General features: G+C 72.0%; 32 protein-coding genes. 9 read left to right on the top strand and 23 right to left on the bottom strand.

Annotated elements, in window-relative coordinates:
* Positions 1–141 precede the first annotated feature (141 nt).
* Positions 142–969 carry a class I SAM-dependent methyltransferase gene (locus ACFWV3_RS00475; RefSeq protein WP_382406583.1) on the bottom strand — a complete coding sequence of 276 codons (828 nt, stop codon included), beginning with the start codon at positions 967–969 and terminating at the stop codon, positions 142–144.
* A gap of 70 nt (positions 970–1,039) precedes the next feature.
* Between ACFWV3_RS00475 and ACFWV3_RS00470 the strand changes: the two genes are divergently transcribed.
* From ACFWV3_RS00470 to ACFWV3_RS00460, 3 genes are all read left to right on the top strand, one after another.
* On the top strand, positions 1,040–1,624 hold the full coding sequence (locus ACFWV3_RS00470) for a TetR/AcrR family transcriptional regulator (RefSeq protein WP_382406581.1): 585 nt from the start codon (positions 1,040–1,042) through the stop codon (positions 1,622–1,624).
* 55 nt (positions 1,625–1,679) lie between these two features.
* The gene (locus tag ACFWV3_RS00465; RefSeq protein WP_382406579.1) at positions 1,680–2,282 is read left to right on the top strand and encodes a TetR/AcrR family transcriptional regulator; all 603 of its coding nucleotides are present in this window, start codon (positions 1,680–1,682) and stop codon (positions 2,280–2,282) included.
* A gap of 156 nt (positions 2,283–2,438) precedes the next feature.
* Entirely contained in the window at positions 2,439–4,037 is a 1,599-nt protein-coding gene (locus ACFWV3_RS00460) for a cellulase family glycosylhydrolase (RefSeq protein ID WP_382406577.1), read from the top strand.
* Here ACFWV3_RS00460 and ACFWV3_RS00455 read toward each other — a convergent pair.
* The 9 genes from ACFWV3_RS00455 to ACFWV3_RS00415 all read right to left on the bottom strand — a co-directional run bounded on the left by ACFWV3_RS00455 (position 4,012) and on the right by ACFWV3_RS00415 (position 10,978).
* Positions 4,012–4,299, bottom strand: coding sequence for a PRC-barrel domain containing protein (locus ACFWV3_RS00455; RefSeq protein WP_382406575.1), 288 nt, complete (start codon positions 4,297–4,299; stop codon positions 4,012–4,014). The genes ACFWV3_RS00460 and ACFWV3_RS00455 overlap by 26 nt on opposite strands.
* Positions 4,286–4,660 (bottom strand): hypothetical protein, encoded by a 375-nt coding sequence (locus ACFWV3_RS00450; RefSeq protein WP_382406573.1) that lies wholly within the window; start codon positions 4,658–4,660, stop codon positions 4,286–4,288. The genes ACFWV3_RS00455 and ACFWV3_RS00450 overlap by 14 nt, the downstream gene beginning before the upstream one ends.
* Before the next feature lie 2 nt (positions 4,661–4,662).
* The gene (locus ACFWV3_RS00445; protein ID WP_382406571.1) at positions 4,663–5,892 is read right to left on the bottom strand and encodes an NRAMP family divalent metal transporter; all 1,230 of its coding nucleotides are present in this window, start codon (positions 5,890–5,892) and stop codon (positions 4,663–4,665) included.
* Positions 5,889–6,293 carry a hypothetical protein gene (locus ACFWV3_RS00440; RefSeq protein ID WP_382406569.1) on the bottom strand — a complete coding sequence of 135 codons (405 nt, stop codon included), beginning with the start codon at positions 6,291–6,293 and terminating at the stop codon, positions 5,889–5,891. Before ACFWV3_RS00440 ends, ACFWV3_RS00445 begins: the two co-directional genes overlap by 4 nt.
* A gap of 235 nt (positions 6,294–6,528) precedes the next feature.
* Positions 6,529–7,500 carry a GlxA family transcriptional regulator gene (locus ACFWV3_RS00435; RefSeq protein ID WP_382406567.1) on the bottom strand — a complete coding sequence of 324 codons (972 nt, stop codon included), beginning with the start codon at positions 7,498–7,500 and terminating at the stop codon, positions 6,529–6,531.
* Complete coding sequence (locus tag ACFWV3_RS00430) at positions 7,490–8,317, bottom strand: ABC transporter ATP-binding protein (RefSeq protein ID WP_382406565.1); 828 nt, start codon at positions 8,315–8,317, stop codon at positions 7,490–7,492. Before ACFWV3_RS00430 ends, ACFWV3_RS00435 begins: the two co-directional genes overlap by 11 nt.
* Entirely contained in the window at positions 8,314–9,393 is a 1,080-nt protein-coding gene (locus tag ACFWV3_RS00425; RefSeq protein ID WP_382406563.1) for a FecCD family ABC transporter permease, read from the bottom strand. The genes ACFWV3_RS00430 and ACFWV3_RS00425 overlap by 4 nt, the downstream gene beginning before the upstream one ends.
* On the bottom strand, positions 9,390–10,355 hold the full coding sequence (locus ACFWV3_RS00420) for an ABC transporter substrate-binding protein (RefSeq protein ID WP_382406561.1): 966 nt from the start codon (positions 10,353–10,355) through the stop codon (positions 9,390–9,392). The genes ACFWV3_RS00425 and ACFWV3_RS00420 overlap by 4 nt, the downstream gene beginning before the upstream one ends.
* 14 nt (positions 10,356–10,369) lie before the next feature.
* Positions 10,370–10,978 (bottom strand): DJ-1/PfpI family protein, encoded by a 609-nt coding sequence (locus ACFWV3_RS00415; protein ID WP_382406559.1) that lies wholly within the window; start codon positions 10,976–10,978, stop codon positions 10,370–10,372.
* A 274-nt stretch (positions 10,979–11,252) separates the two neighbouring features.
* On the opposite strand from ACFWV3_RS00415, the gene ACFWV3_RS00410 reads away from it, so the two are divergent.
* From ACFWV3_RS00410 to ACFWV3_RS00400, 3 genes are read left to right on the top strand one after another with little or no spacing between them, the layout of a single operon-like run.
* Positions 11,253–11,771: a CGNR zinc finger domain-containing protein gene (locus ACFWV3_RS00410; RefSeq protein WP_382406557.1), complete on the top strand. Its 519-nt coding sequence runs from the start codon at positions 11,253–11,255 to the stop codon at positions 11,769–11,771.
* Complete coding sequence (locus ACFWV3_RS00405) at positions 11,768–12,376, top strand: RBBP9/YdeN family alpha/beta hydrolase (protein ID WP_382406555.1); 609 nt, start codon at positions 11,768–11,770, stop codon at positions 12,374–12,376. Before ACFWV3_RS00410 ends, ACFWV3_RS00405 begins: the two co-directional genes overlap by 4 nt.
* On the top strand, positions 12,373–13,287 hold the full coding sequence (locus tag ACFWV3_RS00400) for a DMT family transporter (protein ID WP_382406553.1): 915 nt from the start codon (positions 12,373–12,375) through the stop codon (positions 13,285–13,287). The genes ACFWV3_RS00405 and ACFWV3_RS00400 overlap by 4 nt, the downstream gene beginning before the upstream one ends.
* Before the next feature lie 7 nt (positions 13,288–13,294).
* Here the strand turns inward: ACFWV3_RS00400 and ACFWV3_RS00395 are convergent, their stop codons facing one another.
* Together ACFWV3_RS00395 and ACFWV3_RS00390 are read right to left on the bottom strand one after the other, a co-directional pair.
* Positions 13,295–13,480, bottom strand: coding sequence for a hypothetical protein (locus ACFWV3_RS00395; protein WP_382406551.1), 186 nt, complete (start codon positions 13,478–13,480; stop codon positions 13,295–13,297).
* Positions 13,477–14,376, bottom strand: coding sequence for a helix-turn-helix transcriptional regulator (locus ACFWV3_RS00390; RefSeq protein WP_382406549.1), 900 nt, complete (start codon positions 14,374–14,376; stop codon positions 13,477–13,479). The genes ACFWV3_RS00395 and ACFWV3_RS00390 overlap by 4 nt, the downstream gene beginning before the upstream one ends.
* Before the next feature lie 102 nt (positions 14,377–14,478).
* Between ACFWV3_RS00390 and ACFWV3_RS00385 the strand changes: the two genes are divergently transcribed.
* The gene (locus ACFWV3_RS00385) at positions 14,479–15,384 is read left to right on the top strand and encodes an MBL fold metallo-hydrolase (RefSeq protein ID WP_382406547.1); all 906 of its coding nucleotides are present in this window, start codon (positions 14,479–14,481) and stop codon (positions 15,382–15,384) included.
* 5 nt (positions 15,385–15,389) lie between these two features.
* A complete protein-coding gene (locus ACFWV3_RS00380) occupies positions 15,390–16,844 on the top strand; it encodes a carboxylesterase/lipase family protein (RefSeq protein WP_382406545.1) in 1,455 nt (484 codons plus the stop codon).
* On the opposite strand, the gene ACFWV3_RS00375 is transcribed toward ACFWV3_RS00380, so the two are convergent.
* The 10 genes from ACFWV3_RS00375 to ACFWV3_RS00330 form a co-directional block, all read right to left on the bottom strand.
* Positions 16,833–17,282 (bottom strand): MarR family winged helix-turn-helix transcriptional regulator, encoded by a 450-nt coding sequence (locus tag ACFWV3_RS00375; protein ID WP_382406543.1) that lies wholly within the window; start codon positions 17,280–17,282, stop codon positions 16,833–16,835. The genes ACFWV3_RS00380 and ACFWV3_RS00375 overlap by 12 nt on opposite strands.
* 18 nt (positions 17,283–17,300) lie before the next feature.
* Positions 17,301–17,528: a hexameric tyrosine-coordinated heme protein gene (locus tag ACFWV3_RS00370; RefSeq protein ID WP_382406541.1), complete on the bottom strand. Its 228-nt coding sequence runs from the start codon at positions 17,526–17,528 to the stop codon at positions 17,301–17,303.
* 73 nt (positions 17,529–17,601) lie between these two features.
* Positions 17,602–18,489 carry a 3-hydroxyisobutyrate dehydrogenase gene (gene mmsB, locus ACFWV3_RS00365; protein WP_382406539.1) on the bottom strand — a complete coding sequence of 296 codons (888 nt, stop codon included), beginning with the start codon at positions 18,487–18,489 and terminating at the stop codon, positions 17,602–17,604.
* A 64-nt stretch (positions 18,490–18,553) separates the two neighbouring features.
* A complete protein-coding gene (locus ACFWV3_RS00360) occupies positions 18,554–18,940 on the bottom strand; it encodes a cupin domain-containing protein (protein ID WP_382406537.1) in 387 nt (128 codons plus the stop codon).
* A gap of 20 nt (positions 18,941–18,960) precedes the next feature.
* Positions 18,961–20,298, bottom strand: coding sequence for an FkbM family methyltransferase (locus ACFWV3_RS00355; protein ID WP_382406535.1), 1,338 nt, complete (start codon positions 20,296–20,298; stop codon positions 18,961–18,963).
* Complete coding sequence (locus ACFWV3_RS00350) at positions 20,298–21,851, bottom strand: HAD-IIIC family phosphatase (protein ID WP_382406533.1); 1,554 nt, start codon at positions 21,849–21,851, stop codon at positions 20,298–20,300. The genes ACFWV3_RS00355 and ACFWV3_RS00350 overlap by 1 nt, the downstream gene beginning before the upstream one ends.
* 137 nt (positions 21,852–21,988) lie before the next feature.
* Positions 21,989–22,591, bottom strand: coding sequence for a MarR family winged helix-turn-helix transcriptional regulator (locus tag ACFWV3_RS00345; protein ID WP_382406531.1), 603 nt, complete (start codon positions 22,589–22,591; stop codon positions 21,989–21,991).
* Between the two features lie 47 nt (positions 22,592–22,638).
* Positions 22,639–23,016 (bottom strand): hypothetical protein, encoded by a 378-nt coding sequence (locus tag ACFWV3_RS00340; RefSeq protein WP_382408116.1) that lies wholly within the window; start codon positions 23,014–23,016, stop codon positions 22,639–22,641.
* A gap of 191 nt (positions 23,017–23,207) precedes the next feature.
* Positions 23,208–23,474: an Atu4866 domain-containing protein gene (locus ACFWV3_RS00335; protein WP_382406529.1), complete on the bottom strand. Its 267-nt coding sequence runs from the start codon at positions 23,472–23,474 to the stop codon at positions 23,208–23,210.
* A gap of 106 nt (positions 23,475–23,580) precedes the next feature.
* Entirely contained in the window at positions 23,581–24,432 is an 852-nt protein-coding gene (locus ACFWV3_RS00330) for an SDR family oxidoreductase (protein ID WP_382406527.1), read from the bottom strand.
* Positions 24,433–24,559: 127 nt separating this feature from the next.
* Between ACFWV3_RS00330 and ACFWV3_RS00325 the strand changes: the two genes are divergently transcribed.
* The gene (locus ACFWV3_RS00325; RefSeq protein WP_382406525.1) at positions 24,560–25,420 is read left to right on the top strand and encodes a helix-turn-helix domain-containing protein; all 861 of its coding nucleotides are present in this window, start codon (positions 24,560–24,562) and stop codon (positions 25,418–25,420) included.
* Here the strand turns inward: ACFWV3_RS00325 and ACFWV3_RS00320 are convergent.
* Positions 25,417–25,869: a YybH family protein gene (locus ACFWV3_RS00320; protein ID WP_382406523.1), complete on the bottom strand. Its 453-nt coding sequence runs from the start codon at positions 25,867–25,869 to the stop codon at positions 25,417–25,419. The genes ACFWV3_RS00325 and ACFWV3_RS00320 overlap by 4 nt on opposite strands.
* Positions 25,870–25,941 lie beyond the last annotated feature (72 nt).

Here is a 25,941-nt window from a genome sequence, read left to right as displayed (position 1 = left end):
TCACGGGTGGAGTTCTCCTCGCAGAACCCTCCGGCGGTCCCCCCGACCGGGGGACCCGACCCCTGGGGGGGGGGGGGCCCCCCCGGGGGGGAGAGGGTCCCCCCCCCCGAGCCGGTGGCCCACCCCGGCGCCGCAACGCTGTCACCGCGACGGCGTGCCCGTGCGAACCGCTGTGAGACCCCAGGTGGCGTACCGCAGCGTGACGGACCCGCCGAGCTCGTCGACCGCGGCGCCCACGGCGTCCAGCACCTCCGCCAGCTGCCCGGGAGGCAGCATCGTGAGACCGCCGGAGGTCGGCACCAGGTCCAGCAGCTCGTCGCGGGTGTACGCCCGCTGCCAGTCGTGCCGCCACAGCTCGGGCTCGGCGAACCCGCCCGCCTCGCGGATCCCGTCCGCCGCCTTCGCGTACAGGCCCCGGTAGGCGTCCAGGACCGACACCTCGGACTGCCCTACCGCGAACAGCGGTGAGCCGGGTGCCACCCGCCGGTACGTCGTGGCCAGCGCCTCCCCCACGGCCGGCGGGAGCTCGTACACGTGCCCGAACGGCGCCAGCACGCCGCCCGGCCGCAGGACCCGCGCCGCCTTGGCCGCGCCCGCGACCGGGTCGACCCAGTGCCACGCCGTGCCGGAGACGACGGCGTCGAACGTGCGGCCGGCGGGGTCCCACGCCTCGAACGTCGCGACCTCGACGTCCAGGCCGGTGCTCCGCGCGAAGTCGGCCATCCGCCGGTCCGGCTCGACACCGAGGACGGTCCGGCCGGCGGCGCGGAACTGGCGGGCCTCGATGCCGGTGCCGCAGCCGACGTCGAGGAGGCCGGGACCGGGAGCGGCGGCCACGACCCGCTCGATCACCGCGTCGGAATAGGTGGCCCTGGTCCGGTCGTAGCGCGCGGGGTCGACGCCGAAGGACTCCGCCACCCGGCGGTGCCGATGAGGTTCCGGTGCAGGTGAGGACGGTAGAGTGACCATGCGCCCACTCTAGTGGGCAAGTGCCCACTAGGGCGGCGACGTTCGCTCACAGCGATGAGGAGGAAGCACCGTGCCGACCGGTGTGGCGCTGCGCGACCCGCGCCAGCAGCTGTTCGAGGCCGCCGGACGGGTCCTGGTCAGGGACGGCGCCAGCGAGCTGACCAGCAGGGCCGTCACGACCGAGGCGGGTGTCGCCAAGGGCGTGCTGCACCGGTACTTCGCGGACTTCGACGCGTTCCTGACCGAGCTCGTGCTGGACCGCATCGCGCAGGTCCGGGCGATCGGCCTGCGGGACGCGGCGGGGTCCGGCACCGTCGCCGGCAACCTGACCAGCGCGCTGACCGCAGGCTTCGACCCGGTCGCGCTGGCGCTCGTCGTCCTCGTCATCGCGCGCGACGAGCTGCGCACCCGGCTCCGCGCGGCCGGCACCGCGCGGCTGCCGCTCGTGGGCGAGTTCACGGCGGTGGTCGTGGACTACCTGAAGGCGGAGCGCGACCTGGGCCGGATCACGGCGGAAGCCGACGTCGACACGCTCGCGCCCACCTTGATCGGCGCGGCGCACCTGCAGTTCACCGAGCAGAAGGACGGCCCGGCGGCACCCGAGGCCGTGCGGAAGGTCGTGATCGCGGTGCTGGCCGGCGTCCTCGCCAATTGAGAGCCGTCTGTCGCACTTATGCTGATCGTCGGTTGCTCGCCACCACGGAGGTCAGATGAGCGCGCCCACCCCGTCCCGCCCCGTCCGCGCGGACGCCGAACGCAACGTGGCGCGCATCCTCGAAGCCGCCAAGGTCGTCCTGGCCGACGACCCGGCCGCGTCGCTGGAGCGCATCGCCGACGAGGCCGGGCTCGCCCGCGCCACCGTGCACCGCCGCTTCTCGTCCCGCAAAGCCCTGCTGGACACGCTGTTCGCGCAGCTCAACGACCAGTACCTGCGCGCGCTCGACGAGGCGAAGGTCGAGACCGCTCCCCCGCTCGTCGCCCTGCACCGCATCACCGAGCTGGTCATCGGGATCAAGTTCAGCCAGCGGTTCGTCGTCGACCTCGTGAGCCGCGTGAACTCCGACCACCCGACGCTGAGCGACGAGGTCCTGGAGCGGTCGCGCGGGCTCTTCGCGCGCCTGCACGCCGCGGGCGCGATCGCCGCGTCGTCGCCGGACTGGTGCCTGCGCGTCTACCTGGCGGTCCTCGACGCGGTCAACCAGCTCCCGCCCGGCGCACCCGAGCTCGGCGGCAGCGGCGACGACGTGGCCGCGCGCACGTCGTTGCAGGTCTCGACGGTCCTGGGCGCGCTCGGCGGGGTCCGTCCCCAGTAGACGGAGCGCGCGTTCGAATCGATTCGACCGGCCCGCCTTGACCCCCGCCCACCCCGGGTGGGGTTTTGGGGGGGTTCCAGGGCCCCCGCGGGTTTCCCGCCCTCTACCTGGGAACTCTTCCCCTAGGAGGGCGGTTGCAGGATCGAAGGAGAGCGGATGAAGCTGCGGCAGAAGGTTCTCGGCGCGGCCATCGCGGCCGTGGTGGCCGCGAGCGGGGTGGCCGCCATCGCCACCGCCGGCTCACTCCCGGCGGTGGCGGCGGGTGGCACGGGCACCGGGTACCTGCACACCAGCGGGAGCAGGATCCTCGACGGCACCGGTGCCACGGTCCGGCTGACCGGCATCAACTGGTTCGGGATGGAGACCGACAACAAGACCTTCCACGGCCTGTGGGCCAGCCGCACGTGGCGCCAGCAGCTCGACCAGATGGCGCAGCTGGGCTACAACACGCTGCGCGTGCCGTTCTCCAACGACGCCCTGAAGTCCGACGCCAGGGCGACCGGCATCAACGACTACACCAACCCCGACCTGGTCGGGCTGTCGCCGTTGCAGATCCTCGACAAGGTGATCGACTACGCGGGCCAGAAGGGCATGCGGGTCATCCTCGACCGGCACCGGCCGACCAGCGCGGGCCAGACCGCCCTCTGGTACACGGCGGGCGTGCCGGAGAGCACCTGGATCAACGACTGGAAGACCCTGGCCCAGCGGTACGCGGGCAACACCACGGTGATCGGCGCCGACCTGCACAACGAGCCGCACGCCGAGGGCACCAACCCGGCTGCCACCGGGTCGTGCTGGGGCTGCGGCGACACCGCCCGCGACTGGCGGCTGGCCGCCGAACGCGCGGGCAACGCGATCCTGAGCGTCCAGCCGAACTGGCTGATCTTCGTCGAGGGCGTGAGCTGCCCGAGCGGCGGGCTGTCGAACGTGTGGGACGGCGACCCGTCCAACGACGAGGACTGCGGCTGGTGGGGCGGCAACCTGTCGAAGGCGGGCCAGTTCCCGGTGCGCCTGTCGGTGGCGAACCGGCTGGTGTACTCCCCGCACGAGTACGCCACCTCGGTCTACAACCAGCCGTGGTTCAGCGCGCCCGACTACCCCGCGAACATGCCGGCGATCTGGGACAGGTACTGGGGCTACCTGTACAAGCAGAACATCGCGCCGATCATGATGGGCGAGTTCGGCACCACGCTCGCGAACCCGGTCGACAAGGTGTGGCTCGAGAACCTGATGGCCTACACCGGAACCGGCGTCAACGGCATGTCGTTCACCTACTGGTCGTGGAACCCCAACAGCGGCGACACGGGCGGCATCGTGGGTGACGACTGGACGACGGTCAACCAGGCCAAGCAGAGCATCCTCCAGCCCTACCTCATCGCCCCGTCCGGCGGTGGTCCCGGCACGACGACGACCACGACCACCACGACCACCGGTGGCGGCGGTACGGGCGCGTGCAAGACGGCCTGGAAGCTGGACAACTCGTGGCAGGGCGGGTTCCAGGGCTCGCTGACGGTCACCAACACCGGGACGAGCGCCGCGAACCCGTGGACCGTCTCGTTCTCCCTGTCCGGCGCCACCGTCGCCAGCGGCTGGAACGGCACCTTCACCCAGTCCGGCTCGACGGTCACGGTGACCGCGCCGTCCCACAGCCCGTCTCTGGGCGCGGGAGCGTCCGTGTCGCTCGGCTTCACCGCCAACGGCACGGCGAGCACGCCCTCGGCCGTCACGCTCAACCGGGCGGCCTGCACCGGCTGACGGCCTGCCAGCCGACCTCGTCCCAGCCGATCTCCCGCGTCCCGCGGTGCAGGACGCGGGAGAGCCGGTCGAGCAACCAGGGCTGCTGCATGCCGGGACGTTCGAACCCGAGCAGCCTTCCGCGCCACCGCGGCGTGACGAGCACCGTCACGACGCGGTGGCGTCCCTGCTCGTCCCGCTCGGTGAGCAGGTCCGCCACCCGCCCGAGCGGACGGCCCGCGCGGTCGTGCACGACTCGTCCGAGCAGGTCACTCGCCAGCATCAGCGGCTCCCGGGATGCGTCCGATCACCTTGTCCCGCAACCACAGTTCCATCGCGGGCGTGTCCAGCAGCTCGTGCCGGACGTCGAGCCGGATGGCGCTGCCCACCTCGGCGACGCGCTCGAACGGGATCCGCACCGGCCGCGGGTCGCCCGTGGAGTGCAGCCGCCGGGCGACCGCGGCCATGCACCGGCCCACCACACCACCGATGCGCGTGCCCAGCGCGTGGTGTCCCACGAGGATCGCGACCACGAACGGCCTGCCGTCGTCGGTCACGCCGAGCTCGACGTCGTCGGCCTTGCCCACGAGGTAGCCGTCCAGGTCGACGATCTGGCGGTCCAGCAGGTCGAAGTCGATCCGCACGCTCAGCCTCCCGTTCCGGTGATGACCATGAGCGGCACCGCGGCGACCGCGACCACGAGGATGACCACCAGGTACGCCGTGCCGAGCACGTTGGTGACGCGGCTGTTGACCTTGTCGCCCAGGTAGTCGCGGTCGTTGGCGACGATCAGGATCGGCAGGTAGGTCAGCGGCAGCGCGACGGCGCTGAACACGAGTGAGTACTCGGTGATCGCGATCGGGTCGGCCGTGGTGAGCAGCAGCGCGACCCCGAGCAGGATGCTGACGAGCACGACGGTGTGGAACCGCGCCGCCTGCCGGGGCCGCACGAGCTTGCCCCACTGCCAGCCGAAGTACTGGGCCACCGTGTAGCCGGCGGACAGGCCGGTCTCCAGCGCCGCGCCGAACGTGGCGGCGAAGAAGCCCAGGATCACGACCACCAGCCCGAGCTTGCCCAGCGCCATCGCGACGGGCAGGGCGGTCTGGCCGAGGGTGTCCACCCGGATGCCGGCGGGTTCGTAGACCACCGCCGCGCACCCCATGATCGCGAGCGAGAGCAGTCCGCCGAGCGGGAAGCCCACGAAGACGTTGACGCGCTCGGTGGCGAGGTCGCGCTTCGACCACTTCTCCTCCACCGCACCGGACGAGAAGAAGAACACCTCGTACGGCGTCATCGCCGCGGCGAACAACGCGACGGCGAAGAACGCGTAGGTGCCCCAGTCCTCAGTGGACGGAGGACCGAAGGTCGTGGCCTGGTCGCCCAGGTTGTGCCACGGCGGGCCGAGCGCGAGGAAGGCGACGACGAACACCACGAGCGCCAGCCCGGCCAGCCCGAACACCCGCTCCATCGGCTCGAACTTCACCCGCCACAACACCACCCACAGCACGAACGCCGCGATCGGCACCCACAGCAGGTAGTGCACGCTGGTGGCCAGCTCGACCGCGAGCGCGACACCGCCGATCTCCGCCGCGAGCGTCAGCAGCGTGACGAGGTAGGACCCGGCCAGGTTCGCCAGCGCGGCCCGCGGCCCGAGCCGTTCCCGCACGAGGTCGAACACCGGCCGCCCGCTGACCGCCGCCACCCGCCCCGCCATCTCGGCGTAGACGCAGATGCCGACGACGCCGATTACCACGACCCACGCGAGCCGCATGCCGAACCGGGCACCGGTCTCGGAGTTCGCGACCAGGTCGCCGATGTCGACGAACCCGCCGATCGCCGTGAGGATGCCGAGGGTGATGGCCAGCAACCGCTTCACCGCACCGCCTCCAGCACCGAGGCGAGCTCGCCCTTCACCGCGGCCAGCCCGTCCACCGCGGTCCGGTCTCCCGCGTCCAGGTCACCGATGAGGCGCGCGGACTCCTGCAACAACGGCAGCGCAGCATCCCGCAGCTCCCGTGAGCTCGCGTCGGGCGGCTGGGCTTCGGCGACGTCCGCGATGGCCGTGGCGACGCTCTTGCGCGCATCGGCGAGCACGGCGGACTCGTAGGGCGCGATCGTGTTGTCCTGCAGGGCTGTTCGACCGACCAGTCTCGCCGTGCCGACCGAGGAGAGCGCGTCCTGGACGCTCGTCTCCACAGTGGACCGGAACTGCTCGGGTGTCTGCGGGCGGACGCCGAGGAGGACCAAGGCGAGCAGCACCGCACCGAGTCCGATCATCACCGCCCACCGACGCGTTCGCACTCGCCCCGCGTACCCGGTCCGGGGAGGGCGAAACGTCGACGTCCGTCCAGTGTCACCACTCGAGGTGGGCACTACGGGACTTGGGGCAGGAAACGGACATCTCCGGGTGGACCTGGTCGTGATCCAGGTCCACCCGGGGATGCGCTGCGACGGCCGCGTCCGCCGGCGCACCACAGCCGACTGGTCCGCCCGCCACGTCCGGCAGCGCTCGTCAGCCGCCAGGCTGCCGGAACGTCTGCCGATACCGCTGCGGACTGGTGCGCAACGCCCGGTCGAAGTGGGCCCGCAACGCCGTGGCCGACCCGTGCCCACTGCGCTCGGCCACAACGGGAACAGCCAGGTCCGTGGTCTCCAGCAGCTCACGCGCGAGCTGAAGCCGTTGCCGCGCCAGCCAGTCCAGCGGCGTGGTACCGGTCTGCTCCCGGAACCGGCGGGTGAGCGTGCGGGTGCTGAGGTTCGCGTGCCGGGCGATGTCGGCCAGCGTCAACGGCGCGGCGGCCTGCGCGCGCATCCAGGTCAGGGTCGCGGAGAGCGAGCCGTCACCGGTCTGCAGCGGAGGCGGTGGGATGAACTGGGCCTGGTCGCCGTCCCTGGTGGGGGCCATGACGACCGCCCTGGCGGCGGAGGCGGCCACGGCGGCGCCGAAGTCGCGGCGGACGAGGTGCAGGCACAGGTCGAGCCCCGCGGCGACGCCCGCCGAGGTGAAGACCTTGCCCTCGCCCACGTAGAGGGCGTCGGCGTCCACCTCCACGTCGGGGTGGCGGCGGGCCAGCTCTGCCGCTGCCGCCCAGTGGGTGGTGGCACGGCGACCGGCCAGCAGGCCCGCCTCGGCCAGGGCGAAGGCGCCGGTGCAGATCGACACCGTGCGGGCGCCGCGTCCGGCGGCGGAGCGGAGCAGGTCCACGACCTCGGGTGGCGGGCGCCGGGTGTAGGTCATGCCGGGCACGACGATGGTGCCGGCGTCCTCCGCCGCGTCCAGGCCGTGCGGCGCCGCGATGCGGTAGTAGGTGACGCCGCCCGCGGTGGCCTCGACCGACGGCTCGGTGCCGCACACCCTGACCTGGTACGGGTAGTCGCCGCCGGGGAGTCTGGCCAGGCCGAAGACCTGGCACGGGATGGCCAGGTCGAAGCCCACCACGCCGTCGACGGCGAGCACGGCGACCACGTGCGGGTCAGCGGGCATCGGCGCCCACCCCGGCCCGGCGGGTGCGGCAGCTCCAGTGGCAGTCGTCCGGGCAGACGCAGCGCGGGCGCAGCACGAACCTGGCGGCGCCGTCGTCGTGGTGCACGGTGGCGTCCACTCCGAACACCGCACCGATCGTCTCCGGCGTGAGGACTTCGGCCGGTGGGCCGCAGGCGACCAGCCTGCCGTCCTGGAGGACGGCGGTGGTGTCGGCGTAGGTGGCGGCGAGGTCGAGGCCGTGCAACGCCGCGACGACGGTGACGCCCAGGTCGCGGACCAGTTCCAGCAGGTCGAGCTGGTGGCGCAGGTCGAGGTGGTTGGTGGGCTCGTCGAGCACCAGCAGCTTCGGTTGCTGGGCCAGTGCGCGGGCCAGCAGCACCCGCTGGCGTTCGCCGCCGGACAGCTCGCCGACCCGGCGGCCGGTGAACGCGGTCAGGCCGGTGCGGTCGAGGGCGTCGTCGACCGCCTGGTGGTCGGCGCGGGTCAGCCGGTCGAAGAGGCCGAGGTGCGGCGTCCGTCCCAGCGCGACGGTCTCGGCGACGGTGAACTCGAAGCCGGAGTGCTGTTCCTGCATCAGGACGCCGATGTGCCGGGCGGTCTCCGCGGCGGGCAACGACCACAGGTCGCGGCCGTCGACGCGCACGGTGCCGGAGTCGGGCCGCCGCGCCCGGTAGATCGTGCGCAGCAACGAGGACTTGCCGCTGCCGTTGGGGCCGACGAGGGCGACGAACTGTCCGGAGTGGACGGTCAGGCCGACCCGGTCGAGGATCGGGCGCCCGCCCAGCGCGACCGACACGGCGTCGAGGTCGAGTCTCATGCGTTCTCCTGGGTGGCGAGGCCGCGCGCCCGCATGACGAGCAGGAAGAACGGCACGCCGAGGAAGGCGGTGAGGATGCCGATCGGCAGCTCGGCCGGCGCGATCAGGATCCGGGCCGCCACGTCCGCCCACAGCAGGAACAGCCCGCCGAGCACCGCGGTCACCGGCAGCATCCGCCGGTGGTCCGCGCCGACCAGCATGCGCGCCAGGTGCGGCACGATCAGGCCGACGAACCCGATCCCGCCCGACACCGCGACGACCGTGCCGGTCAGCAGCGTCGTGAGGACCAGCAGGTACCAGCGCAGCCGGCTGGCGTTCACGCCGAGCGCGGCACTGGCCTCCTCACCGAGGACGAGCGCGTTCAACCGCCGTGCCCGCACCAGCAGCAACGCCGTCACGCCGACGACCACGGCGGTGGTCACGGGCAAGGTGGCCCACCGGGCGCCGGACAACCCGCCGAGCATCCAGAAGATGATCTGCTGCTGGGCCGCGGAGGAGTCGGTGCGGGCGAGCAGGAACGACGTGACCCCGGCGAACAGGTGACCGAACGCCACCCCGACGAGGATCAGCCGCATCGGCAGCAACCGGCCGCGGTGCCGGGCCATCACGAGCACCACCGCGATCGCCGCCGTGGCACCCGCGAACGCCGCCAGCGGCAGGGTGAGCGCTCCCAGCACCGCCGCCCCGGTCGTGAGGACCAGGACCGCTCCCACCGAGGCGCCGTGGGACAGGCCGAGCAGGTACGGGTCGGCGACGGGGTTGCGCACGACGCCCTGCACGACGGCCCCTGCCAGGGCGAGCCCGGCCCCGGCCACCGCGCCGAGCAGGACGCGGGGGAACCGGATGCTCCACACGATCAGGTCGGCGGCGGCACCGGTGTCTCCCCCGCCGCCCAGGTGGTGCGCCAGGATGCGGGCGACCTCGCCGGCCGGGACGCCGACCGGTCCCACCCCGGTGGCCAGCACCGCCGACCCGGCCAGCGCGGCGGTCAGGACGGCGAGCAGCACCGGGTACGGCAGGGCCGCCCGCGGTCGGATCGCGGGCGGCACGACGGGTTTCTCGACGACCGCCGTCATGCGTGCAGGGCGTTCGCGAGCTGTTCCAGGCCGTCGAGGTTGAGCGGGCTCGGGAACGACACCAGGTACTGCGAGGTCGAGACGATCCTCCCCTGCTTGCCGGCGGTGGTGTTCGCCAGCAACGGGTTGGCCTTCACCGCCGCCACGAGCTCCTGCCCCTTGAGCTTCGCGAACGTGTAGTCCGTGATCACCCACACGACCTGCGGGTCGCGCTGCACGACCTCCTCGGGCGAGATCTCCGCGTGCATCGACGACACGTCGGAGAAGATGCTCTCCCCGCCCGCCATTGTGATCAACGCGTGCGCGATCGTGCCGGCACCCGAGGTCTGCAACGGCTGCCCGGCGACCGGGTTGTCCTGCAGCACCAGCACCTTCGGCTTGGCGCCCGACGACGTCCTGACGGCCTTCGCGCGTCCTTCCAGCTCCGCGACGAGCTTCTCCGCGCGGTCCCGCACCCCGAAGACGGCACCGAGCTTGCGCACGTAGTCGTAGGTGGGCGAGAGATCGGTCAGCTTCGCGAACTTGCCGCCCAGGCACGACGTCAGCCCCTTGGCCTTCATCGTCACCAGGTCCGAGTCCTTCGGGCTGCCGGGAGGACCACCGAACGACTCGAAGCTCGTCAGCACGAGATCGGGTTGCTGCGCGGCGACGACCTCGGTGACCGGCACCCGTTCGGCCAGCACCGGGATCTTCGCCAACACGTCCCTGTGGGGCGCGGCGTCCGCGGTGAACGGCGCCGGGAACCCGGTTCCGACGATCTTGTCGGCCACGCCGAGCCGCACCAGTGTCTGCGCGGCGTAGCCGTCGAGCGTGACGACGCGCTTCGGCGCCGACTCGAACGTGACGTCCTTGCCCGCGCAGTCCTGCACGGTGACCGCACCGCTCGCCGCGGGCGCCGGGCTCGCCGTGCCGCACGCGGCCAGCGGCAGCACCGCGGCCAGGACCAGAACTGCTCGCCTCATCGAGCGAATGCCCCTCACTTCGTGATCTCCGCCGGTGCCCGCCACAGCGGCTCCCGGCGCTCGTACTCCATCGCGCGCTGCACGACCCCCGCGGCGTCCGCCCCGCGGAACCTCTCCAGCAGCCACAGGGCCAGGTCCAGCCCGGACGTGACACCGCCGCACGTGACGAGGTCGCCGTCGTCGACCACCCTCGCGTCGACGTGGACCCCGCCCGCCGCCACCAGGTCGGCCACCGCGCGGTGGTGCGTGGTGCACGGACGACCCGCCACCAGCCCTGCCGCCGCGAGCAGCAACGCACCCGTGCAGACCGACGCCAGCACCAGGTCCGGCCGCACGGCCGCCGCCAGCGCCGCCGGCAACCGCCCTGCCGCGATCTCCGCGCGCACGCCCGTTCCCGAGCTCGCCGCGTACCCGCCGCCGGGCACGATCACGACGTCCGCGTCCTGCGGCGCCCACGGCCACGCGGGCAACGGCAAGCCGCCCTGGGTCGTCGCCTGGCCGTCCACCGACGTCAGGCTCACGCTCACGTCGAGCCCTGCTCGTCCGGCCATGCCCAGCACCGAGAACGGTCCGACCACGTCCAGGTCGTCCATGCCGTCGAAGACGACGATGTGGACCCGCAAGTCCGGCCTCCTTCACGGCCAGTGACTGTTGACGGCGTTCATCGTCACGGTCCGGCACATCGCCGGGAAGTGGCCGCGAAGCCAACATCCGCCAGGATCTCGCCACCACGACGGGCACACTCCCGCTCGTCCCACCCCAGTGGTCGGATGGACGCGGCGAACAGTTCCCGGTGATGTCGCGATCGTCCACGCGGGACACTCACCAACCGGTACGGGCTTGTTTACCGGTTGGTCCGCCCGGTAGCGTGCGATCACCCGGACGACGGAGAAGGTGTTGGCGCCCCAAGACGAAGACCTGCTGCTGGCGGTGCTCAACAGCGCTCCCGTCGTCGACGGCGCCCGCACCGAGCAGCTCACCGGCGAGCGGGGGAAGGCACTGGCGCGGCAGCACGGCGGCACCGGCGCCGCTGCCGAGCTGGAGCACCTCCGGCAGGTCCGCGACACCCTCCAGGACCTGGTCAGGGGCCAGGACGGCGCGGCGAGCAGGCTCGGCGCGCTGCTCGACGGCGTCAGCCTCGTCCCGGACGCGACGCCGGCCGGTCTCGACTGGACCCTCGTCACGCCACCGCACCACCACCTCGCGGCACGGGTCGCGATCGCGTGGTCGCGAGTGGAGGAGGAGCTGCCCGGCCGTCTGCGGGCCTGCGCCAACACGCGGTGCAACCTGTTCCTGGTCGACCACAGCCGTCCCGGAACCGCCAAGTGGTGCTCGATGGCCGTCTGCGGGAACCGCATGAAGAGCCGGGCGCACGCCAGCCGCCAGAGAAGTTCACACCCGAGGAAACCCGCATGAACGACGTGTCACCGTCCCGGCGCTTCCTGCTGTTGCACGGCCTGGACAACCACCGCCCCCGCGGCCACTGGATGTGGTGGCTCGCCGAGTCACTCCGGCAGCGCGGCGAGCAGGTGCTCTACCCGCAGTTCCCCGCTCCGGACCAGCCGTCGCTCGGCACCTGGACCGACCTGCTGCACGCCGAGCTCGCGCAGCTCGGCGACGGGGAACGGGTCGTGGTCGCCCACTCGCTCGGCACCGCCCTGTGGCTGCGCGCCTCGCAGTCGTTGCCGGAGGACCTGCGGGTCAGCAGGGTGCTGCTCGTCTCGCCGCTCGGCGAGCAGGCGTTCACCGCCGAGAACCGGAACGAGGAGTTCGCCGTGGCGGACGTCGATCCCGGGCTGGTCGCGGCCGCGTCCGGCAAGTCGACGCGGGCGGTCGTCTCGACGACCGACCCGTACACGCCCGCCGAAGCCGCCGCGTGGGCCGCGGAGCTCGGCGTCGACCTGGACCTCCTGACCGCCGCCGGGCACATCACCCCTGGTGACGGGTACGGACCGTGGCCCGGCGTCCTCGGCTGGTGCCTCGACGCGACGGTGCCCGTGCGGGGCAACGCCACTCCGTGAAGGGCACCGCCGTCGCGTTCGGGGCCCTGCTGGTCGCGACCCTGTTCTGGGCGGGCAACTACGTCGTCGGCGGGGCGGCCGTGTCGACCTTCGCCCCGCTCGACCTCGTGGCGTTCCGCTGGGCGATCGCCGTCCTCCCGCTGTTCGCGCTCGCGCACCTGGTGGAACGACCGGACTGGCGGCAGGTGTTCGGCCGGTGGCGGACGGCGGTCGTGCCCGCGCTGATCGGGCTCCTCGGCTACAACGTCCTGCTCTACACCGCGTTGCAGCACACGGACGCCGTCAACGCGTCGCTGATCAACGCCTTCAACCCAGCCTTGATCTCCCTCGGCGCGACGCTGTTCTTCCGGCAGCGCCTGACGCCGTTGGCGATCCTGGGTGTGGTCGTCGCGCTCGCGGGTGTGCTCTGGGTCCTCAGTGGAGGAAACCCGGCGTCGCTGCTGTCCACCGGCTTCGGCGTCGGCGACCTGCTCATGCTCGGCGCGATCACCGCCTGGACCGCGTACAGCCTGATGGGACGCCGTGCGAGCGGCGCGCACCCGATCGCGAACACGGCCGTGCAGGCACTGGTCGCGGTGGTCGTGATGGTGCCGGTCGTGGTCCTGACCGGCGGCCCGCACGTGCCGGCGGGCACCGGCACCGTCCTCGTGCTGCTGTTCGTCGGACTCGGCCCGTCGGTGGTGTCCTACGTGATGTGGAACCGCGCGCTCATGACCATCCCACCGGCACGGGCGGGCGTGTTCCTCAACCTCATCACCGTGTTCACCGTCGTGATGTCCGCGGCGCTCGGCAAGCCGGTGACAGCGGCGGAGATCCTCGGTGGCGCGGTCGTGCTCGTCGGCGTCGCCATGACCAACGCCGACGCGTTCCGCCGTCCGGCCCGCGACGAGGAGGCGTCACGACCGGACTGACGACGTTTCACCGCCGCTTCGGCCAGGGGATCAGCAACGCCGCACCGGCACACACGCACAGCAGCCCGATCGTCGTCCACAGCTGCTGCCCGGTCATGAAGCTGCCCTCGAGGTAGCCCAGGCCCTGCGCCGTCCACACCCCGCCGATCAGGACCAGCACGACCCCGAGCCCGACGACCAGTTTTCTGCTCATGCCGGCGAGCCTAGCGGTGATCGTCGCCGTGCAGGGTCCACAGTGGACTCCCGCACGGCCTGCGCGAGCAACGTGAGCGCGGCCTGGTCCGCCGACCCCGGTGCCGCCGTCACGACGGTCAGCGTCTGGTCCGGCGCGTGCGGGATGCGGAGGGTCTGCTGCTTCACGACGACCTCCCCCGCGACGGGGTGGTGCATGGGGTACGAGGTGCTGTCGCAGACGCGGACCCGGTGGTCCGCCCACATCGTCGCGAACTCGGGGCTCCGGGACACCAGCTCGCCGACCAGGGCGCTCAGCTCCCGGTCGTCGGGGTGCTTGCCGACGGTGAGGCGGAGGTTGCCGACGATGGCGCGGGCCTTGAGCGGCCAGTTCCGGTAGAGCGCGCGGGTGTGCGCGTCGAGGAAGACCAGCTTGGGCATGTTGGGCCGGTCGGCGGGGCGCTCGGGGGCGGCGGGGTCGAGGTGCCCGGCGAAGAAGGCGTGGCCCAGCGGGTTCCACGCCAGCACGTCGCCGCGGCGGCCCAGCAGGATCGCCGGGACGTGGCCCAGGGAGGCCATCAGGTCGGCGGTGTCGGCGGAGACGCGTTCGGGTGGGGGCTTCCGCGCGGACCGGTGCCGCCGGGGCTGGGCCAGTTCCCGCAGGTGGGCGTGTTCGTCGGGGGTGAGCTGCAACGCGCGGGCGAGCGCCGCCACCACCTCCTGGGACGCGTGCAGCGCCTGTCCCTGCTCCAGGCGGACGTAGTAGGAGGCGCTGACCCCCGCGAGGCCCGCGACCTCTTCTCGCCGCAGACCGGGGACCCGCCGCCGTTCGCCGTAGGTCGACAGTCCGACCTGGTCGGGCCGCAACCGCGCCCGGCAAGCCTGCAGGTACTCGGCGAGCTGTCCCTGTCCGCTCATACGGCCAGTATGCGCACCTCGGCGTCTCGCAACCTGACCACGCCAGTGGTAGGCACGGGCGGATCTGGTCCGGTCGCGGGCGGCGGCCACAGCATCGACGGCATGGACACGATCGAACTCGGCGGGGTCTCCGTCACCCGCGTTTGGGAGTACTACGGCTCGGTGGAGATGACGCCCGAGGTCTTCTTCCCCGAGACGTCGCGGCAGGTCTGGGACGAGCAGTGGCTCGCCCCGGAGCACCTCGACCCGGCCACGGGCACCGTGCGCGCGGCGATCCAGACCTGGTTGCTGCGCAGCGAGGGCAAGACGATCCTCGTCGACACCGGGGTCGGCAACCACAAGGAGCGCCCCTACTCCCCGATCTGGAGCCACCTGGACACGGACTTCCTCGGCAACCTCGCCCGCGCCGGCGTGCGCCCCGAGGACGTGGACATCGTCGTCAACACCCACCTGCACGTCGACCACGTCGGCTGGAACACGCGCCTCGACGACCGCGCATGGGTGCCGACCTTCCCCAACGCCACCTACCTGATGCCCAAGGCCGACTTCGACTTCTGGAACCCGGAGAACGGCAGGGTGCCGGCTCTGGGCCGCGGCAACCAGAACGTCTTCGAGGACAGCGTCGCCCCCGTCCACCAGGCGGGTCTGACGCAACTCTGGGAGGACGGCCACCGGATCGACGCGCACCTCCGCCTGGAACCGGCGCCCGGCCACACCCCCGGTTCCAGCGTCCTCACCCTGGCCTCCGGCACCGACCGCGCGGTCTTCGTGGGCGACCTGATGCACTCCCCCGTGCAGGTCCTCGAACCGGACGCCAACAGCTGCTTCTGCGAGGACCCCGCCCAGTCGCGCGCCACCCGCCGCAGGATCCTGGGCGAGGCCGCGGACACCACCACCCTCGTGTTCCCTGCGCACTTCGCCGGCGGCGGCGCCGTGGAGGTCACCCGCGACGCGGACACGTTCGCGATCAAGGACTGGGCGCCTTTCAGCTCCTACGAGCAGCGGTGAGGCGGATGGACGTCACCACCGCCCGAGGGGTCGTGCGCGGGCTCGACCAGGACGGGATCACCGTCTTCCGCGACATCCCGTACGCCGCTGCCCCTACTGGCGCCGCCCGGTTCGCACCACCCGCGGAGCACGAACCGTGGCAGGGCGTGCGCGACGCGACGAAGTTCGGACCTACAGCCCCGCAGTCGCCACGTGTGCTGGGCGAGATGGACATGCGGGCCTACTTCGGTGGCTGGCACCGCGGCGAGGACTACCTCACCGTCAACGTCTGGACACCCGACACCGAAGCCACCGGACTGCCCGTGATGGTGTTCGTGCACGGTGGCGGCTTCGTCGCGGGCTCCGGCTGTTCCGAGCTGTACGACGGGTCGGCGTTCGCCCGGGACGGCGTCGTGCTCGTCACCGTGAACTACCGCCTCGGCATCGCGGGGTTCCTCGACATCCCGGGCGCACCACCCAATCGCGGCCTGCTCGACGTCGTCGCGGCCCTGCGCTGGGTGCGGGAGAACATCGCGGCGTTCGGCGGCGATCCCGGCACCGTCACCGTGTTCGGCCAGTCCGCGGGAGCCACCATCGTCAGCGGCTTGCTGGCCACCCCCGAGGCCACCGGGCTGTTCCGCCGCGCGATCGTCCAAAGTGGAAGCGGGCTGGGCGCCTTCTCCCCCGGGCAGGCGTCCCTGGTCACCCGGCGCGCCGCCGGCCTCCTCGCCGTCGAGCCGACCGTCGACGGCTTCGCGGGGGTTCCGGACGAAGGACTCGTGGAGACGGCGGCGAAGCTGGCGGGGATCGACCTGCGGACCGCGACGCACACCGATCCGCTGGCAGGGCTGAGCCCGTTCAGCCTGGTCCTGGCCACGCAACCGGCCGACGCGCTCGTCGCCGACGTCGACCTGCTCACCGGCACGAACGCCGAGGAGGGCAACCTCTACCTCGTCCCGTTCGGCACCTACGCGACCTCGACGGGGACGGACGTCGACGCACTGGCGGCGAAGGCGCACCCCGACCCCGTCCGGCTGGTGAAGACCTACCGCGAACAACGGCCGGCGGCCGCGGACGGGGAGATCCGGTCCGCGATCCTCGGTGACGCCCTGTTCGGCGCGGGCACCTGGGCGCTGGCCGAGGCGCACGGCTCACGGACGTTCGCCTATGAGTTCGCGTGGCGCTCCCCCGCGCTGAGCAGGGAGCTCGGCGCCGCGCACACGGTCGAGCTGCCGTTCGTGTTCGGGCGGACCGGCCTGCCCGGACTGCGCGGTCCGAACGGGGTGCTCGGCGCGGACGACCCGCCGTCGTCGCTCGTCACGCGGGTCCACCGGACCTGGGTCCGCTTCGCCCGCACCGGAGACCCCGGCTGGCCGGCGTACACAGCGGACCGGCGCACCACCATGCGGTTCGACCTCGACAGCGGCACCGTCGACGATCCGCGCGGGGCGGAACGGCAGGCCTGGCGCTCAGCGCGGTGACGCGAGGGCGTCCGTGACCTGTCCGCAGAGGGTGCGCAGCTGCCGTTCCTCCGCGGGCGTCAGGCCCACCTGGCAGAGCATCTTCTCCGGCACCTCGTTCGCCTCGGCCTGCAGCCGCCGGCCCTCCTCGGTGACGGTCAGGACCAGGCGGCGCTCGTCGTCGTCGGCCCTCCGGCGGCCGAGCAGGCCCTTGGCCTCCAGCCGCTTCACCACCGGGGTGAGGGTCGGCGGGTCGAGCAGGGTGCGCTCGGCGAGGGTGCGCAGGTCCACGCCGTCCTGCTCCCACAACGTCATCATCACGACGTACTGGGTGTAGGTGAGGTCCAGCGGCTGCAGGAGCGGGCGGTAGGCACGGGTGATGGCGTTCACCGCGCTGTAGAGCGCGAAGCACGGCTGGTCCGGCATGCGGTGCACCTTCATGCCTCCAGTCTCACCCATGCCCCGCCCGCTCCCCCGTCAGCGCCAGTGGTTGTTCGCCGCGGCGATGGTCGAGTACTCGGTCGCCACGACCTGGGCGATGGCGATCAGGCTGTGGTGGTCCTCCGCATAGGCCTGGCGCAGCCGCTGGCGGATCTCCGCGTCCGGCTGGGTCGTCTTCACGGTCAGCCTCGCGAGCTTGATGGCGAGGGCACGGCCCTCGTCAGGCGTGGCGGTGATCAGGGTGTTGCCGGGAACGAGCTCCATCGTGGTCTCCTCAATTTAGTTCGCGCATTAACTATTCGCGCGCGAAGTTCCTGTGTCAAGAGTGGTCGGCAGGTCAGCGGGGCAGCACTTCGATGACCGCGGAGAAGTCCCGGTCACCGAAGCCCGCCTTGCCCAGGTCGGCGTAGAGGTCGTGCACGGCGGCGGCCAGCGGCAGGTCGAGACCCGCGCTCGCGGCCGCGCTCAGCGCCAGGTCGAGGTCCTTGCGCATGAGGTCCGCCTTGAACCCCGGCCGGAAGCCGTGGTTCGCGGGGCTCGAGTCCAGCACCCCGGGGACCGGCGGGCGGGTGCGCAACGACCAGCTGTCGCCGGAGCTGGACGTGCTGACGTCGTAGAGCAGCCGCGGGTCGACGCCGAGGGCCTGGGCGAGCCGGAAGCTCTCCGCCACCGCCACCATCGAGGTCGCCGCCATGACCTGGTTGGCGAGCTTGACCGCGGAACCCATGCCCGACCGTCCGCAGTGGACGATCCTGGCACCCAGCACGGACAGCAGGTGCCTGCTCCGGTCGAGCACGTCGGCGTCGCCCCCGACCATGATGGTGAGCGACCCGTCGGCGGCCCCGGCGCTGGACCCGCTGACCGGGGCGTCGAGCGCCGCCACTCCCCTGGTTCCGGCGAACGTCGCGACGTTGCGGCTCGTCATCGGGTTGATGGTGCTCATGTCGATCAGCACGCTGCCCGGCGCGGCGGCGGTCAGCGCGCCGTCCTGGCCCGTGGTGGCGTCCAGCACGTGCTGGCTGTTGGGCAGCATCGTGACGATGAACGACGCGTCCGCGACCGCGTCCGCCGGCGAGGCCGCGCCTCGTGCCCCGGCCTCCACGAGCGGCCGCATCGCCGCGGGATCGGCGTCGAAGACCGAGAGGTCCCAGCCCGCGGCGAGCAGCCTGCTCGCCATCGGCCTTCCCATCGTGCCCAGGCCGATGAAGGCCGCACGGGTGTCCATGACTGTTTCTCCTTGCTCCGGAGGATGATCGTGCGAGCGGCTCAGGTGACGGTCTGCGGGCGGTCTACGCCTGCTCGTGCGGCTCCAGCCACACGATCTTGCCGTAGGTGACGGCGAGGTGGGTCATGCCGGGACCGCCCGGCGTCGCGCCGTGCCAGTGCTCCTCGTCGGGAGGGCACGCGACCGCGTCGCCCGCCCGCACGACGACGGGGTCCTGGCCCCGCGACTGCACGTAGCCCTCGCCCTCGGTGACGTAGATCAGCTGCCCGCCGGTGTGCCGGTGCCAGGCGTTGCGGGCGCCGGGCTCGAACCGCACGAGCAGCACGCTCGCCTCGCCCTCCGGGGCGCCGACGCCCAGCTCCCGCAGGTCCGTGGTGCCGGTGAAGTGCTCGTGGTACTGCTCCGGCAGCGGGGGAATCTCCTGCAGGTCGGTCGAACTGATGAACTCCATGACGGTTTCTCCTTGTGAGATCAGATGGTTCGGGTGCAGAGGGCGGCCAGCGTCGCGGCCGTGGGTGACTCGAGGAACTCGTCGAGCCTGAGCTCGTAGCCGTGCTCGCGGCGCAGCTGCGACAGCATCCGGACGGCGGCCATCGAGGTGCCGCCGAGCTCGAAGAAGTCAGCGGTGCCACCGGGTTCGGTGCCCACGGCGTGCTGCCACGCGGCGACGAGCCCCGGTACCGATGCCGGGTCGGCCGCCTCGGTCGCGTCCGGTGTCGCCGGTGCCGGTCCGGTGCGGACCTCCAGCGCGACGTCGTTGGCGCCGAGGAAGCAGTCGAGCGCCTGACGCAGCCGCTCCCGTGCCGTGAGCGGCGGGATCGACGGCGGCAGTGCGAACGCGACCGTCGCCGGGCGGGACGTGGTGGGCCGGAAGGCGTGCAGGTTGACGAACCCGGTGCCCTCCAAGGCCGGCACGTAGGTCACGCGGCAGGTGAACCCGGCGTTCTCCAGCAGTTCGAAGAGCGCGTGCCGGTCGCTCGTGGTGTGCACCTCCAGGACGAGGGCGGCGATCTTCGCCCAGTCCTCGGGGCGCAGCGTGCCGAGGATGCCCAGTTCGGCGCCCTCGGCGTCCAGCTTGACCAGGTCGACGTGGTCCAGCCCGAGCTCGTCGAGCACGTCGGACAGCCGCCGGACCTCGACGGGCACCTCGATCGCGCCGTCGACCCGGTCGGCCGCGACCTGGTCGGCGATGCCCGTGCTGTCGTCGTCGGCGGCGACCGCGATCGCCGCGCTCATCGCCGACCGGTCGGCGTCGGGATCGGCGTTCAGGCTGGAGAACACCGACGCCGCCGGGTAGACGGTCATGGTGGTGCGGCCGCTCTCTCCCCCGATGGCCCAGGGCAGGCACGTCACCGGGAGGTCCTCGACGTTGGCGGCCAGCGCGGCGTAGGCGTCCGGTGCGGGTTCGAAGGCGACCACCCGGCACCGCGGCAGCGAACGCGCCACGGACAGGGAGAACAGGCCGATGTTCGCGCCGATGTCGAGCACGACGGCGTCCGGCGGCAGGTCGAGCCCGTCCGGCCGGTACACGCCGTCGACCACGATCTCCTGGTGGAGGTAGGCGGTCTCGTAGTGGTTCAGGTCGGTGACGACCGTGCCGTCCGGCAGCGCGAAGGTGCCCAGACCGCTGCGGGTCGGGGCGACCCACACGACCGCGCGCAGCCGGCCGGAGGACTCGACCTGCACCTCGACGTGCTCGACTCCCTTGCCCAGCTTGAGGAAGCCGCGCACGCGGGTCGCGAGGCCGGCGAGGTCCAGGCGTTGCCGTCGCACCGCCGCGACCAGTGCGGCAGGATCCGTGTCGATCATCAGGACGCCTCTTCCCGGTCGGCGGTGTCGTGCGGGTCGATGACCATCAGGAGCTGGCTGTCCGCCTGTTCGCGGACGTCGGCGGCCCGCCGGGTGAGGAAGTCGATCGCGAGGTCGTTGCGGCCCGTCGGGCGCACGCGGACGTTCGTGCGGGAGAAGCCGGCGTCCGCCCCCGCCCGCACCGCGGTGTCCAGCAACGACTCCGCCACTCCGCGGTTGAGCGCCCGGCAGCTCATCATCAGCGCGTCCACGTGCCAGTCGCCGTCGGTCTCCGCCGCCACCACGGCACCGACGACTCCGTAGTCACCGAACCGGTCGCGCAGCGACACGACCCATCCCGGCGCGCCCTCGCGCAGCGCCGCCGCCACCTGGGCGGGCGTCATCGTGGCGCTGGTGAACTGGTTGGTGCGGGCGGCGAGCTGTTCGATGCGCCGCCAGTGCGCCCGGTCCGCCGGCACGACCTCGACGACGGTCTCCAGCTTCGCGTTGAGCTCGCCGGGACTGCTGACGGCGGCCACGTGTTCGGCCCGCAACGCCTCGCCGCGGTAGCTCTGGTTGCGCAGCCGGTCCGCCTCGGTCGTGAAGAACCTGTCGAAGTCCGTGCTCCGGCGCAGGACGGCCAGCGCGTCCGCGTCGTCGGGCAGGTGGACCACTCCGGTGGACGGCAGTGCCTCGGCCGTCTGCGCGCACGTCAGCGCGTCGTCGTCGACGAGGACGAAGCTGTCCACGCCCACGTTCAGCTCGGCGGCCAGCGAGTGGAGGTTCTGCCACTTGGGGGCCCAGTTGACCCGGCGGCCGACGAAGTGCTCCGGCGTCAGCACGAGGTCGCCCGCCCGCTCGGCGAACACCCGGTCGACGCTCGCCGGGTCGTTGCGGCTGCAGATCACCAGCATGAACCCGGCGTCGTGGCGTTCCTTCAGGAACTGCTGGACCCGCCGGTACCGGTCGTCGATCAGCAGCTCGGCGGGGTCGAGGTCACCGCAGGCGCCGCCCCAGAGCGTGTAGTCGCAGTCGACGGCGATCACCTTGCGCGGCTTGGCGTGCAGCGAGGCCGCCACCCGCGACAGTCCCAATGCGACAGCAGCGAAGGCCTCGTCGGTGAACGGCACGTCGGCGAGGGCGGCCGCGTGGGCGTCGAACACGTCCGTGACGCCGTGGGCGTGGAACCAGTCCGCCGCGCACACCACCGCGAGCCCTTCCACTCCGGAAGGGGTGACCTCCCGGTCGTCGCCGGACGGCTCCGGCAGCAGGCAGACCACGAGGTGGTTCGACTGGCGTGCGGCGAAGCCGGCCGCCAGCGGGGCCAGTCCGGCCGCGGCCCACTCGCCGTGCCGGACCAGCACCACGTTCAGGCCGGTCGTGTTGCGGGCGAAGGCGCTGCCGGGGTCCAGCAGCTGCTCCCCGACCTGGCCGTGAGGCGCCGCCGTGATCGCGTTCGCGAAACCGAGGTCCTGGTTCAACCGTTCGAGAAGAGCCATCAGCGGTGCGTTCGTGAAGCTGGAGGCGATGACGACGTCGGGCCGTAAGGCACCTTCGGTCGATTTCCCGTCCACTGCTCCTCCTTTCTGCATTGCATCCGTCTCGGATGTTTTTCCCGAATTCTTACTTGGCAGTGCCAACTATAAAGCGCGGAGTCGTCCCCGCAATGTGTTCCAGAGCACGTGCTACTTCAGCGGGAAACGGGAATGACTCAGCCGCGCACTTCGTGGTCGGGACAGGTCACCCGAATTTCGGCGTCACCGAAAGCCGCGTCCACGAAATTGCAGTGGTACGGCCGCGCGTCATCCGACGGATGCGCGTTCGGCACGAAGAAGCGGCACGTCGGGCACATGCGCGAGGTCGGGATCAGGTTGCGGTTCTCGAGCTCGCGCATCAGCTTCGTGCCGACGCGCAGGATCGCGGCGAGCTCCTCTTCCGGCAACGTGTCGACGGCCTCGACCAGGCTCTCGGAGTAGACGTTCAGCCGAGTGGCCTCCGCGTGCCCCGCCGGCGTCAGCCGCACCAGCCGGGCGCGGGCGTCGGACAGGTCGGCGGTGGCGTCGAGCAGGCCTTTCTTCCGCAGGACCCGCACCGCGTCGGAGATCGTCGGCGCCGTCGAGGCCAGCGCCGTGACGATGTCGCTCTGCCGGAGCGCGGTCGCGTCCCGCCGGAAGAGGCTGATGATGTCCGCCTGCAACGGGCTGAGGTTGTGCGGCCCTGCGTTGCGCACCGCCTCCATCCGGGTGGCCTGACCGAGCCGGGTGAGGGCGGCCAGCAACTGGGTGTTCGGCGGAAAACCCGGCACGTCGGTCATGTCTCGGCCTTCCCGTTCGACGCCCGGCGGCGTGACACCGGCAGATCCTACGCGGCCGAGATGAGCAGCACTCCGCCGGTGAGCAGAGCCGCCACTTTGACGATTTCGAGCAGAACGTAAAGATAATGCGCTCTGGACCGCGGCAACTGCTCGCCGCCGATTATTCTGTTCGTCCGGCGGGTCAATCGCGGCCGCACCAGAACGAGCTGCGCGGCCAGCACCAGCACGGCGACTCCGATAGTGCTCACCACCGCCGGCCTGATCGCCGCCACCGCGAACACCACGACCAGAGCGAGCGCCAGAACGGATTCCACGGTGTTCAACGCGCGGAAGACCAGCCGTCCGATGCCGATCCCGATGCGCACCGTGACGTCCGGAGCCCGGAACCGCAGCGGCGCTTCCAGGAACGAGATGGCCAGCACCATCCCGAGCCAGAGGAACACGACGGCGAGCGCGGTGGCGGTCACGGCGCCACCCCGGCTCTTGCTCTGATGCTCACGCGATCTCCCCCTCCGGACGATTACTTGGCAGTGCCAATGATCTCGCCGAAGGGGGTCCGCCACAAGAGGCGTCGAGGAGTCCTGGGTCACACCGGGGGACTCAGGAGGCGGTGATCTCAGGATCCGGTGTTCTCCCGGTAGAGCACCAAGTGCTCGTGGTAGAGCACGCCGTCGCGGATGTCGCCGGTGGCGGTGAACCCGGTGTCGTCGACGTAGTCGAGGTGCGCGCCGGTCACCGTGTAGCTGCCGGTGTAGGCACTGGCGCGCGTCCCCCGCGCCTCGTCGTACCGGCCGTCGGCGCGCAGCTCCTGCCGGATGTGGCCGTCCGCGGTGACCCACATGCCCACCACGTCGACGTTCTCGCCTGTCGTCTGTTCGGTCATGGAACCGATCCTGCGAGCCCGCGACGACGGGTGCCAGGCCGCGCGCTGCCCAGGTGTGGCACACCCTGGCGGCGCGCTCAGGCGGAAGCAGTCGATCGTGGCGGGATCAGGCCGGGAAGTCGCTGGCGGACGCCGTTCCCGCCGCTGCGTCGAGGGTCGCCTGCAGCGCCTGCACCTTGGCCGTGGCGTAGGCGTGCGAGTCCGAGCCGAGGATCTGGCGCAGCGACCCGTCGCCCGCCACGACCCGGTCGATCATCAGCCGGGCTCCCCTGACCGGGTCGCCGAGCTGGCTGCCCTGCAGCTCCAGGTGGTTCTCGACCATCGAGCGGATCGCCGGGTAGGCGTCGGTGGTGGTGTCCGGCAACGCGAGCGAGCCGGTGGTCAGGAAGTCGGTGCGGAAGTAGCCGGGCTCGACGAGGGTCACGTGCACGCCGAACTCGGCGACCTCGCCGGCGAGCGCCTCGGTCAGGCCCTCCAGCGCGTACTTGCCCGCGCAGTAGAGGCCCCAGCCGGGGACCGAGGTCAGGCCGAGCACCGACGACACGTTCACGACGTGCCCGCTCCGTTGCTCGCGCAGGATCGGCAGGGTGGCGCGCAGGACGTTCCACACGCCCACGACCTGGACGTCGAGCATGTCGCAGACGTCGCGGTCGGTGGTCTCCTCGACAGCGGCGAGGAAGCCGTAGCCGGCGTTGTTGACGACGACGTCGAGGCCGCCGAACCGGTCGGTGGTCTGCCGGACCGCTTGGGCGACAGCGGTCTCGTCGCGGAGGTCGACGGTCAGCGGCAGCAGGCGGGACGTGTCCGTGCCGAGGGCGGTCAGGAGGCGGTCGGTCGAGCGGGTCGTCGCGGCGACGTGGTCACCGCGGTCGAGCAGCTGCCGGACGAGCTCGAGGCCGAGGCCCCGGGAGGTGCCGGTGACGAACCAGGTGGCGGGACGGTCAACAGGGAAGGTCATGGCATGAAGCCTGGTCCGGAAAACGGTCCTCGTGGGCCGTATGTCGGGCCCTGTGCGACCTCGGACGCGCGAACCCAGGACTCGGAGGTCCACTCGGGAACGCCACAGCTGCACGACAATGGAGGACATGCCCGGTCTCAACCGCGAACTCGCCGACTTCCTGCGCCGCGCCCGCGGTCAGGTCGACCCGTCCCGCGCCGGGCTGCCCTCCGACGGCCGGGTCCGCCGGGTGAAGGGCTTGCGGCGCGAGGAGGTCGCGCTGCTCGCGGGCGTGTCGACGGACTACTACGCGCGGCTGGAACAGGGCAGGCGCATCAACCCGTCGGCGGCGGTCGTGGAAGCCATCGGCCGTGCCCTGGAGCTCGACGAGGCCGGGCGCACCCACCTGCGGGACCTGATCGGCCTGCCGTCGAACCCGGCACCCCACCGGTCGCGTGCCGTGCAACGGGTCCGTCCCGGCCTGTACCAGTTCATCGACGCGCTGGACGGCGAGCCGGCCCTGGTCCTCGGGCGCCGCACCGACGTGCTCGCGGCGAACCCGATGGCCAAGGCGCTGTTCGCGGACTTCGACGAGATCCCGCCCAAGGAGCGCAACTATGCCCGGTGGATCTTCCTCGACGAGGACGCGCGGTCGTTGTTCGTCGACTGGCACGACCAGGCCCGCGCCGCCGTGGAGAGCCTGCGGTTCGAGGTCGGCCGCGACCCGTCCGACGCCGCCACGACCGCACTGGTCGACGAGCTCCGCGACCGCAGCCCCGAGTTCGACGGGTGGTGGGAGCAGCACCGCGTCCACCAGCGCACCTACGGCTCGAAACGGCTGCGGCACCCGCTGGTCGGCGACCTGACGGTGGACTACGAGTCGTTCGTGCTGCCCGGCGACCCGGACACGATGCTGTACGTCTACACGACCGCCGCCGGCTCGTCGTCGAGGCAGGCCATGGACATCCTGGCGAGCTGGACGGCGAACCCGAGCCAGGACAGGGCTTAGCCCGGGAACCGGCCGTCCAGCTCCCCCGCCGGCAGCACCTTCGTCGAGTTGTGCTCCCGGACGATCCGCCACCCGTCCGATGTCCGGCGCCACACCAGTGAGGTCGTGGTGCGGATGTCCGTGACCCCGGCCGGGGTCACGATCCGCGCCAGGAACCGCAGCGTCGACGCCGCCAGGTCGCCGTCGGCGAGCACGTGCGGTCCGTCGTCGACGGCGTGGTGCGCCGAGACCATCGTGGTGAAGAGCGGCTCCCAGATGGCGCCGTACCCGGCGGCGGTCGTCGCCACCCGCTGCTCGGGGTCGAAGTCGTCGTAGAGGCGGACCGGACCGTCGAAGTCGTAGAACCCGCCGAAGACCCGCCGGAAGTCGAACGGCTCGTCGCCCTCGCGGCGGTCCCAGCCGAACACCCACCGCTCGTGCCGGTCCGCGATCACCTGTTCGTCGTTCATGGTCCCGACGCTAGGCACGGACCTCGCAATCGGACAGGGCGTGCCGCACCCGGGAACCGCACGGCTCCCCCG

The sequence above is a fragment of the Lentzea sp. NPDC059081 genome, assembly GCF_042738015.1.
Classification (GTDB): Bacteria; Actinomycetota; Actinomycetes; order Mycobacteriales; family Pseudonocardiaceae; genus Lentzea.
The sequence above is the reverse complement of the archived record's forward strand: the minus strand, read 5'-3'. Positions and strand labels throughout refer to the sequence as shown.

Bases quoted from the DNA above. Each gene is read 5' to 3' on its own strand.
- ACFWV3_RS00370 (WP_382406541.1), bottom strand. From the start codon at position 17,528: ATGGAGCTCGTTCCCGGCAACACCCTGATCACCGCCACGCCTGACGAG.
- ACFWV3_RS00320 (WP_382406523.1), bottom strand. From the start codon at position 25,869: ATGAACGACGAACAGGTGATCGCGGACCGGCACGAGCGGTGGGTGTTC.
- ACFWV3_RS00390 (WP_382406549.1), bottom strand. From the start codon at position 14,376: ATGAGCGGACAGGGACAGCTCGCCGAGTACCTGCAGGCTTGCCGGGCG.
- ACFWV3_RS00465 (WP_382406579.1), top strand. From the start codon at position 1,680: ATGAGCGCGCCCACCCCGTCCCGCCCCGTCCGCGCGGACGCCGAACGC.
- ACFWV3_RS00385 (WP_382406547.1), top strand. From the start codon at position 14,479: ATGGACACGATCGAACTCGGCGGGGTCTCCGTCACCCGCGTTTGGGAG.
- ACFWV3_RS00440 (WP_382406569.1), bottom strand. From the start codon at position 6,293: ATGATCGGACTCGGTGCGGTGCTGCTCGCCTTGGTCCTCCTCGGCGTC.
- ACFWV3_RS00475 (WP_382406583.1), bottom strand. From the start codon at position 969: ATGGTCACTCTACCGTCCTCACCTGCACCGGAACCTCATCGGCACCGC.
- ACFWV3_RS00395 (WP_382406551.1), bottom strand. From the start codon at position 13,480: ATGAGCAGAAAACTGGTCGTCGGGCTCGGGGTCGTGCTGGTCCTGATC.
- ACFWV3_RS00380 (WP_382406545.1), top strand. From the start codon at position 15,390: ATGGACGTCACCACCGCCCGAGGGGTCGTGCGCGGGCTCGACCAGGAC.
- ACFWV3_RS00335 (WP_382406529.1), bottom strand. From the start codon at position 23,474: ATGACCGAACAGACGACAGGCGAGAACGTCGACGTGGTGGGCATGTGG.
- ACFWV3_RS00375 (WP_382406543.1), bottom strand. From the start codon at position 17,282: ATGGGTGAGACTGGAGGCATGAAGGTGCACCGCATGCCGGACCAGCCG.
- ACFWV3_RS00460 (WP_382406577.1), top strand. From the start codon at position 2,439: ATGAAGCTGCGGCAGAAGGTTCTCGGCGCGGCCATCGCGGCCGTGGTG.
- ACFWV3_RS00455 (WP_382406575.1), bottom strand. From the start codon at position 4,299: ATGCTGGCGAGTGACCTGCTCGGACGAGTCGTGCACGACCGCGCGGGC.
- ACFWV3_RS00355 (WP_382406535.1), bottom strand. From the start codon at position 20,298: ATGATCGACACGGATCCTGCCGCACTGGTCGCGGCGGTGCGACGGCAA.
- ACFWV3_RS00435 (WP_382406567.1), bottom strand. From the start codon at position 7,500: ATGCCCGCTGACCCGCACGTGGTCGCCGTGCTCGCCGTCGACGGCGTG.
- ACFWV3_RS00330 (WP_382406527.1), bottom strand. From the start codon at position 24,432: ATGACCTTCCCTGTTGACCGTCCCGCCACCTGGTTCGTCACCGGCACC.
- ACFWV3_RS00420 (WP_382406561.1), bottom strand. From the start codon at position 10,355: ATGAGGCGAGCAGTTCTGGTCCTGGCCGCGGTGCTGCCGCTGGCCGCG.
- mmsB (WP_382406539.1), bottom strand. From the start codon at position 18,489: ATGGACACCCGTGCGGCCTTCATCGGCCTGGGCACGATGGGAAGGCCG.
- ACFWV3_RS00360 (WP_382406537.1), bottom strand. From the start codon at position 18,940: ATGGAGTTCATCAGTTCGACCGACCTGCAGGAGATTCCCCCGCTGCCG.
- ACFWV3_RS00340 (WP_382408116.1), bottom strand. From the start codon at position 23,016: ATGGTGCTGGCCATCTCGTTCCTGGAAGCGCCGCTGCGGTTCCGGGCT.
- ACFWV3_RS00345 (WP_382406531.1), bottom strand. From the start codon at position 22,591: ATGACCGACGTGCCGGGTTTTCCGCCGAACACCCAGTTGCTGGCCGCC.
- ACFWV3_RS00430 (WP_382406565.1), bottom strand. From the start codon at position 8,317: ATGAGACTCGACCTCGACGCCGTGTCGGTCGCGCTGGGCGGGCGCCCG.
- ACFWV3_RS00325 (WP_382406525.1), top strand. From the start codon at position 24,560: ATGCCCGGTCTCAACCGCGAACTCGCCGACTTCCTGCGCCGCGCCCGC.
- ACFWV3_RS00425 (WP_382406563.1), bottom strand. From the start codon at position 9,393: ATGACGGCGGTCGTCGAGAAACCCGTCGTGCCGCCCGCGATCCGACCG.
- ACFWV3_RS00405 (WP_382406555.1), top strand. From the start codon at position 11,768: ATGAACGACGTGTCACCGTCCCGGCGCTTCCTGCTGTTGCACGGCCTG.